Here is an 8,174-nt window from a genome sequence, read left to right on the forward strand (position 1 = left end):
CCCCACTTGTTTTTAGGTGGGAACTAAATTAAGGCTTATAGGATCGCTTGGTAAGGCTGTGTTAGCCGGATGCTTACATCTAAAGATCTCCAATGTCTTCACACATTCCGTCAATCTGAAAAAAATCCTTCATTTCATTGAGTGTATTAGCTAGTGTTCGATAAGCATTTATAAGAAGGCTAGAATAACGATTACCTATTTCCTGCTGATTCTTTTCATGTCCAAACAGCGCAAGAATTAAAGATTCCTCAGCTTTGTCAGTGAGAAATGCACGTGTGGTATGTCTGAGCCAGTTGGCATGATCAAGCTGCATGCCTTCAGTAAATTGAGCCACAATGGCAGGACTCAATGGCTGCCAGTGGTGATCAAGAAATACCCCCAGTAATGGCTTCTTACTCTCAAATATATCATCGATATACTGTGAACCGTTCTCTATATGTACAGCAATACTCGCAGTATTCTTTCTTAAATATTTCAGATAGCATTTCAGTTCATTTCTAAGAAAGTCACATAAAGGCAGTATGCGTCCATCATCCTGTCTCCCATGAATCTCCTTATCTGACACCCACAGCCAGCCTTGCTCTAAATCAAAGTCTTTTAACACTCCTGGAAAATCCTTTACAGGTCGTGCTGCTGTAAATAATTGTTAGCGGCAGTGTAAAAATGACCCCCTAATGGCATTTAAAAACTGCCCCCCCTTGGTTAATATAGCGGTCATTTTGGACTGCTCAACATGTTAACTTTGGAGCAAGCAGTGACAATCCAAATACTTCATCAGCAAGGTAAATCTATTAAAGCTATTACTCGTGAACTGGGGGTGTCCAGAAATACCGTACGTAAATATTTACGGCAAAACACCACACCTCAGTATCAGCGTATACAGCCTAGAATAAGTATCCTTGACCCATATAAAGCCTATTTACTCCAACGTGTAAACGCAGCTCATCCTGAATGGATTCCTGCTGTTGTGCTCTACCAGGAAATTTTAGGGTTGGGATATCCAGGAAAGATCAGGATCTTGAGGGAATATCTTGCAACATTAAAACCAGTTGCTCAACCGGAACCGATCATTCGTTTTCAAACCCAACCTGGCCAACAAATGCAGGTAGATTTCACGACAATTCGACGCAACAACACGACTTTAAAAGCCTTTGTCGCAACATTAGGGTATTCCAGAGCGACTTTCGTGAAATTTTATGATCATGAACGTACCGATGCATGGATCGATGGTCTAGAAAATGCATTTCAGTTCTTTGCAGGAGTACCTCAAGAAATCCTGTTTGATAACGCTAAAACGATCATGATTGAACGGGATGCCTATCAGGAGGGGCAGCATAAATGGAATCCCAAACTGCTCGACTGCGCCAAGAAATACAGCTTTCGTCCTCGCGTATGTAAGCCCTACCGTGCACTGAACCGTACCGGGTTTGTCGGAGACTTTTTTATTTAAGTTAGGCCACCTGACCTAACGTGTTAACCTTATCATAGTACATTGCTTCAAACTCAAAAGGCGATACATAACCTAGTGCACTATGTACACGCTCTTTATTGAACCAATCTACCCAATTTAGTGTCGCAAGTTGTACATGTGCTAAACCTTGCCAATCTGCTTATAGATATTCAATCACCTCTGTTTTGTATAAGCCATTCACCGTTTCAGCCAAAGCATTATCGTATGAATCACCCGTTGTACCGACTGATGCTCGTAAATTTGCTGCTTCAAAACGATTGGTATAGCGAATAGAAAGATATTGAACACTTCTATCGGAATGATGAATCACATTCTTTGGCATGCCTCGATCGTGCAATGCTTCTCATCACAGAGATCTAGAGTCCGATAATAGGTTGAAGGGGCGATCGGTAAAATTCTACAAATCGCCTCGACTCCGTACAGCTCTTTATTATTATGGATAAAAACCACCATTATTTGTGTGGGCGGTCGAGCTCCGCCTGGGCGAAAAAAGCGGCTGCTTTGCGTAGAATTTCATTGGCACGCTTTAATTCTTTAATTTCACGTTCCATTTGCTTCATTTTTTCTTGGTCAGATATCTGTTGTACTTTGGCAGGATTTAGTTGATCCATATGCTTTAAATACCAAACACGCAATGTTTCAGGAGTACAACCGATTTTAGGCGCAATAGCTGTGATTGCTGCCCAAGTAGAAGGATAATCTTTTTCAGATTCAATTAGTAATTGAACCGCTCTTTCTCTAATTTCGGGGGTATAGTTTGGTTTTTTCATCGGAATAGTCTCTCAGAATATTGAGTCTCCGACAAACCCGGTACGGTTCACTAACGTTATAAAGTACTTGCTTTCAGCATCTTATCACTATTACTTTTTCCTTGCTAACAAGGTCGCAAAACGCTGCTTAATTCGATCACCTGCAGCATCTGTACGGTGTAACTCACCTACATTTTCATTGTATTTCACAATATCCCAATCAGCATAACACGCACTTAATTCACCCGCTTTAAAGCTAGAAGGGAAGTCTTGTTGTACAGGGTAGTCTTCAGTATCCATTGCACAAACAATTAAGTTGTAACCCTGTGAAAGAGTGGCTTTTTGCATATTTTGAATGAGTTTTGGAGTAGTTTCAGGTGCCAAGAACATCATCACCACAGTACAATTAATAAAGTGATATTGCCCTGAAATAGATGAATCCTGATTCAAGTCACGCACCGCAGTTTGAATGGTAGTGATTTGCTCTGCTTCAATAATTTCATTCAATTTTTGAATACTGGTCGGGTTACCATCCCAAGCATCGACCTGAAAACCATGCTGACTCAAATACAGCGCATTGCGGCCTGTACCACAACCAACATCTAAAGCTTTGCCAACGGGTAACTGCGGCAGTGCGGCTATAATTTCAGAATGGGTTGGGCTTAATTTGTATTTTTTGACAAAATAATCTTGAGCTAAACAATAAAAACTGAGCTGACATTCAATGTCTTCACTGGCAGATACGATTTTATGCCAAGCTTGCGGCTCAATAAAAGGCGGTTGGTTTTGCACAGAAAAAACATGCTCAGATTGCACTTCGCCTGATTCATGCAGCATCGAGAAAAGCATTTCACCTTTTAAAATGGTAAGTTTTGCCCAAGTGCCTACTTGCGTGTTGTGTTGTTTCTTAAAACCTTGCGGAATTGAATCATGATTCCAAATTGGAAGTTGCTTATAACATATCAATTCTTGTTGCATCATAAACTCCAGCGTTGTTCATCATGATTTAGACACTTGTGTAGATTTTTTATTACGTAGATCAGTCTACTTGATCTTAATTTCAGCATAGCATTTCATGTCGTTTTCAACCATCTATTCACTGAGAATTTGCAAGCTTAAAAAATGTGTTTTGAGGTGAAATAAGCAGTACCCAGAAATGATCCTGAAAAATATTCAGCTGAAGCTGCATTATTTTCATGTTCATTGCGCTATGAATGTTTTACCATGAGTCGCCTTAATTTATTGAATTATCCAGTGTTTATTCAAGCCAATCAGTTTGTTATTCCCACACAGCAGCATGATTATCCTGAATGGCATCGTGGGCGTGAGCATTATGCGTTGTGGTACTTAAGCATTGAGCATCCTGCTTTAGTTCAATATTTAGAACAATTAAAACAGCAATTTTCTGATTTATTATTGACTCCTAATACCCGCCAGTTTCATATCACTTTATACATTTGTGGTTTTTCCGCCGTAAAAAAACACTGGGATGATGACTTTGTTGAACAACAGTTTCAGCGACAATTACAGGCGCTACAACATTTGCAATTGCAACCTTTTCAATTGCAGATTGGCGGAATCAATAGCTTTAACAGCGCGTTGTTTGTAGATGTGCAAGATCATGCTCAGCAATTATGCCGTATTCGTCAGGCTTTAAGCACAGCAGGAGCGGAAATTGCTGCTTTGCAGTATCATCCGCATATTACTTTGGGGCTGTATCAAGCTGAACATTCAACTAATTATATTTTAGAGCGTATTCAAAACACTATAGTGCAACATTTCGATTTGAATATTCAGCATTTAAGTTTTGGATATTATCAGGCGAAAACATTACAAGGGCCACTTTTTACAAGCTATCAATTTCCTTTGGGAGCATCATGATTCAACTTATTTTGGGCGGTGCACGTTCTGGGAAAAGTCGCCTAGCCGAACAAAGTGCACAGCAATTTGGCAAAACGGTTATTTATGTGGCAACCGCACAAGCAGGCGATGCCGAAATGCAGGCACGGATTCAGCATCATCAGCAACAGCGTCCGCAGTCATGGCAATTGCGTGAAGAACCTTTATATTTGGCGCAACAGTTAAAAATGCTGGATCATCCAGATCATGTGATTTTGGTAGATTGTCTGACTTTGTGGATGAGTAATTTACTGATGCAAACGGTAGAAAACTTTGCTGAACAACAAATTGTAGCATTACTTGAAGTTTTACCTCATTTGCAGGCCGATATTATTTTGGTGAGCAATGAAACAGGTTTAGGTGTTGTGCCACTAGGGGAAATCACCCGAAAATTTGTAGATGAATCAGGGCGGCTACATCAACAGTTAGGGCAAATTGCAAACAAAGTCCAGTTTTGTGTTGCTGGTTTTCCAATGCTTTTAAAAGGAGAGAATTCATGACTTGGTGGTTAGCTGAATGTCAAACACCCAATGTGCAGATGAAACAGCAGGCAATCCAAAGACAGCTTCAACTGACAAAACCTACAGGGTCGTTAGCTGAACTTGAAAATGTCGCAATTCAACTGGCATCTTTACAAGGCACAGCGCAACCGAATATTGAACGTCCGTGGATTTGCATTTTTGCAGGTGATCATGGCGTCATGGAAGAAAATATTTCGGCCTATCCGCAAGCGGTGACACGACAAATGCTGCAAAATTTTGCGACGGGTGGCGCATGTATCAGCGTCATTGCTAAACAGTATCAGGCACAACTACAAGTGATTGACTGTGGTTCAGTGGGCGATGCGTATGACTATGCGGGCGTAGAGCGACATTGTATTCGTGCTGGTACAGCAAATTTTGCTAAAACGCTTGCCATGACCGAGCAAGAGTGTATGCAGGCTATGGCTTTAGGGCGTAAAAGTGTTGAAGATGCTGTTGCGCAACAGGCCTCAATCTATGTTGCAGGTGAAATGGGGATTGGGAATACTTGCTCTGCATCGGCCTTATCTTGCTTTTTATTGCAAGCACCTGCAGAAGCACTCACAGGTGTGGGAACAGGTATTGACACTGCACAATTACAACATAAAAAGCAGGTGATTGATGCAGCTTTGGCGCTACATCAAGACTATGTAAAACAAGATGCCTTTAAAGCCCTTTGTGCTGTTGGTGGTTTAGAAGTTGCGGCTATGGTGGGCGCATATATCCGCTGTGCACAGCTAGGTATGCCTATAGTGGTGGATGGTTTTATCAGTAGTGCTGCGGCATTGGTTGCTGTCCGTCTAAACCCGCAGGTGCGTGAATGGATGTTGTTTGGACATCAGTCGGCAGAATATGGCCACCGCCGTTTATTGGAAGAGTTAAATGCGCAGGCATTATTAAATCTAAATTTACGTTTGGGTGAGGGCAGTGGTGCAGGTGCTGCTTTGGGCATCATCCAGCTGGCCTGTGCCTTGCATAATCAAATGGCAACTTTTGCAGAAGCAGCAGTCATTGGCGAGAAAGTAACTTCATGCTCAGGCTAGATGTATTAAGGCATGGAGAAACAGCATTGAGCCATACTTTGCGTGGCTCAACCGATGATGCTTTAACGTCCAAAGGCTGGAAAACAATGCAGCAAACCGTGAATACTGCGCTGGATCATGGTCTGCAATGGGATATGATTCTGAGTTCTCCTTTGCAGCGTTGTTTGAATTTTGCTCAGGATTTTTCTGGCGAACAGCAATTGCCACTTTATATTGATGCCCAGTTTCAGGAAATGCATTTTGGTACTTGGGAAGCGGCTTCAACCCAGACTTTATATGTAGAATATCCTGAAGATTTAGCAAAATTTTGGACGACCCCTACGCAATTTACCCCGCCACAGGCAGAAGCCTTGTTCGATTTTCAACAACGGGTTGTACAAGGTTTGAAGGACTTTATTCAGTATTTACAAGTCAAAAACACGAATCAGCCAAAACGAATTTTACTGGTCACACACGGTGGGGTCATTAAGCTGTTAAAGGTGATGGCGCAGCAACAACCCTTAGATGATATTTTGAAAATGTCGGCAGATTTAGGGCAACTGAGTTCATTTCAATTGCATTTGGATGGAAGCGTGACGATGCAGGAGCAACAATGACAGCGTTTTGGATTGCCTTGCAATTTCTCACCACTTTGCCTGTGTCTTTAAAACAACTGCCGAGTCCACAACAAAATGCGCAGTCGTTGTTGTTTTATCCTGTGGTGGGTTTGCTAATCGGAGCTGTGCTTTGGGGTGTTGCCAGTTTGCTGCAATTTCTGCCTTTGGTGCTTAGTAGCAGCCTGATTTTAGTTCTCTGGATTTGGCTCACTGGTGGTTTGCATTTAGATGGACTAGCAGATACCGCAGATGCATGGGTGGGTGGTTTTGGAGACCCCGAACGAACATTAAAGATTATGAAAGACCCAAGCAGCGGGCCAATTGGTGTGCTGAGTCTACTGATGTGCTGCTTGCTAAAATGGTCAACACTTTATGTTCTACTCGAGCAACAATATTTAGCAGCTTTACTGCTGGTACCTGTTTTAGCGCGTTTGAGTGCACTACTTTTATTTTTAAGCACACCGTATTTGCGTGCTCAAGGTTTGGGTACTTCTATACAAGCTTATTTGCCCAAAACAGGCGCAAAAATTGTGATTGCGTTGACTTTTGCTAGTGCTGCGCTGTGGGGATGGCTTGGCTTGATCGCTGTGCTGACTTTCATCCTTTGTACGGTATATCTACGACATAAATTTATGCTGCGATTGCAAGGTATAACGGGCGATATGGTGGGTGCGAGCATAGAAATATCTGAAACGATGGTTTTATTGGCTATTGCGATTTCATGGTTTTTAATTCACTGAAATTTTTTAAGTGCTTTGGGATACTTGTTTCTCACTTCACAAGCATATGAATTTGTTTGATTTAAATAATAATTGACTTGTTTTTGCAAAAATGTAGATGTACGCTTATCGGAAAGTTCCTAAATTGGATTTGATATTTTTAAAAACTATGATAATAGTAGTTTATGTCAGTCAGCCTTGATGGCATTTGTATCTCAGGATGAGATCACAAACATGATGTATAAAAATCAAAAGGAATGTCATATATGATCAAACTGTTAAAGCAAATTTTCTGTTTACACATCTATGAATATGATGAAATGGAAGAAATCGGGGCGCATTTAGAGTGTCGTAAATGTGGGGACAGTAAGACACAATAAGTCATCATCAACAAAAGTGAGTTTTATAACTCACTTTTTTATTGTCTAAATTTTGACACATTTGTATTTAGATTCTATTTTCTTGCATGTTCAGGCTTTAAGCTTGGTTGAGTTGCTTTTAAGATAGCGCTATCTTGCCTGTTAAAAGATGTGATGGATGGCGATGCCTAAAAACTTTAAAGAAAAGACCTATATTGTAGATGAAAATTTGACAGATACTTTGACGTGGTTACTACATCATCAAGACTGTTATGATCGTTTTTATTATGATGCGATTCAGCAACAACTGACAGTAGAACATGCCAATGGTGCCGATATAATTAAAGTAGGGCAGTATTTGAATGCCAGCTACGGTATTTTAATCACTTCTTAAGGTGCTGCTGGACAAACTTATCTTGCTGCTTAAGAGAAGATGACACAAAAAAACAAAGTCCCATTTCGGGACTTTGTTTTTTTGGGTTTAAGCTAAAAGTTTAAGCAATTGCCATTGCATCTACAGATAATTCTGCAACGGTTGGTTTGGCACGTTCAGGAACTAAACCTAGCTTTTGGAACAGCTGTTTGTCTTTGCCTTCGCCTGCATTTGGTGTAGTGAGTAACTTTTCACCCGAGAACAACGAGTTCGCACCTGCCATAAAGGCCAAAGCCTGATCTGAATCAGACAATGATTCACGCCCTGCAGATAAACGAATGTAACTGTTTGGCATAATAATACGCGCAACCGCAATGGTACGAATCCACTCAATCACATCTAGTTTTTCTACTTCAGCCAACGGTGTACCTTCAATCGGCACTA

The 8,174-nt window shown here is 41.1% G+C and carries 8 protein-coding genes, 3 pseudogenes and 1 other annotated feature; of the genes and pseudogenes, 7 read left to right on the top strand and 4 right to left on the bottom strand.

What is annotated here, in order from left to right:
* Nucleotides 1-79: 79 nt before the first annotated feature.
* Complete coding sequence (locus tag HHA42_RS12695; RefSeq protein ID WP_168526752.1) at nt 80-604, bottom strand: hypothetical protein; 525 nt, start codon at nt 602-604, stop codon at nt 80-82.
* A gap of 129 nt (nt 605-733) precedes the next feature.
* Here HHA42_RS12695 and istA point away from each other — a divergent pair.
* Nucleotides 734-1,411: pseudogene (gene istA, locus HHA42_RS12700) on the top strand (IS21-like element ISAba8 family transposase); the annotation flags it as partial.
* A 40-nt stretch (nt 1,412-1,451) separates the two neighbouring features.
* Here istA and HHA42_RS12705 read toward each other — a convergent pair.
* Nucleotides 1,452-2,241 (bottom strand): annotated as a pseudogene (locus HHA42_RS12705) (integrase core domain-containing protein).
* Nucleotides 1,850-1,966, bottom strand: a sequence feature (AL1L pseudoknot). Its footprint overlaps the pseudogene before it by 117 nt.
* 90 nt (nt 2,242-2,331) lie before the next feature.
* The gene (gene tehB, locus HHA42_RS12710) at nt 2,332-3,198 is read right to left on the bottom strand and encodes an SAM-dependent methyltransferase TehB (RefSeq protein ID WP_168461606.1); all 867 of its coding nucleotides are present in this window, start codon (nt 3,196-3,198) and stop codon (nt 2,332-2,334) included.
* 246 nt (nt 3,199-3,444) lie between these two features.
* On the opposite strand from tehB, the gene HHA42_RS12715 reads away from it, so the two are divergent.
* The 6 genes from HHA42_RS12715 (at nt 3,445) to HHA42_RS12740 (ending at nt 7,751) form a co-directional block, all read left to right on the top strand.
* Entirely contained in the window at nt 3,445-4,101 is a 657-nt protein-coding gene (locus HHA42_RS12715) for a 2'-5' RNA ligase family protein (protein WP_171525300.1), read from the top strand.
* Complete coding sequence (cobU, locus tag HHA42_RS12720) at nt 4,098-4,619, top strand: bifunctional adenosylcobinamide kinase/adenosylcobinamide-phosphate guanylyltransferase (protein WP_168461596.1); 522 nt, start codon at nt 4,098-4,100, stop codon at nt 4,617-4,619. Before HHA42_RS12715 ends, cobU begins: the two co-directional genes overlap by 4 nt.
* A complete protein-coding gene (gene cobT / locus HHA42_RS12725; protein WP_168419432.1) occupies nt 4,616-5,683 on the top strand; it encodes a nicotinate-nucleotide--dimethylbenzimidazole phosphoribosyltransferase in 1,068 nt (355 codons plus the stop codon). The genes cobU and cobT overlap by 4 nt, the downstream gene beginning before the upstream one ends.
* Nucleotides 5,671-6,279 carry a histidine phosphatase family protein gene (locus tag HHA42_RS12730; RefSeq protein WP_168526754.1) on the top strand — a complete coding sequence of 203 codons (609 nt, stop codon included), beginning with the start codon at nt 5,671-5,673 and terminating at the stop codon, nt 6,277-6,279. Before cobT ends, HHA42_RS12730 begins: the two co-directional genes overlap by 13 nt.
* Complete coding sequence (locus tag HHA42_RS12735; protein ID WP_168461593.1) at nt 6,276-7,019, top strand: adenosylcobinamide-GDP ribazoletransferase; 744 nt, start codon at nt 6,276-6,278, stop codon at nt 7,017-7,019. Before HHA42_RS12730 ends, HHA42_RS12735 begins: the two co-directional genes overlap by 4 nt.
* Nucleotides 7,020-7,541: 522 nt before the next feature.
* The gene (locus HHA42_RS12740) at nt 7,542-7,751 is read left to right on the top strand and encodes a hypothetical protein (RefSeq protein WP_168461604.1); all 210 of its coding nucleotides are present in this window, start codon (nt 7,542-7,544) and stop codon (nt 7,749-7,751) included.
* A 100-nt stretch (nt 7,752-7,851) separates the two neighbouring features.
* On the opposite strand, the pseudogene HHA42_RS12745 reads toward HHA42_RS12740, so the two are convergent.
* A pseudogene (locus tag HHA42_RS12745) lies at nt 7,852-8,174 on the bottom strand (biotin synthase); the annotation flags it as partial.

Source organism: Acinetobacter sp. A3 (assembly GCF_012371415.1).
GTDB lineage: Bacteria > Pseudomonadota > Gammaproteobacteria > Pseudomonadales > Moraxellaceae > Acinetobacter.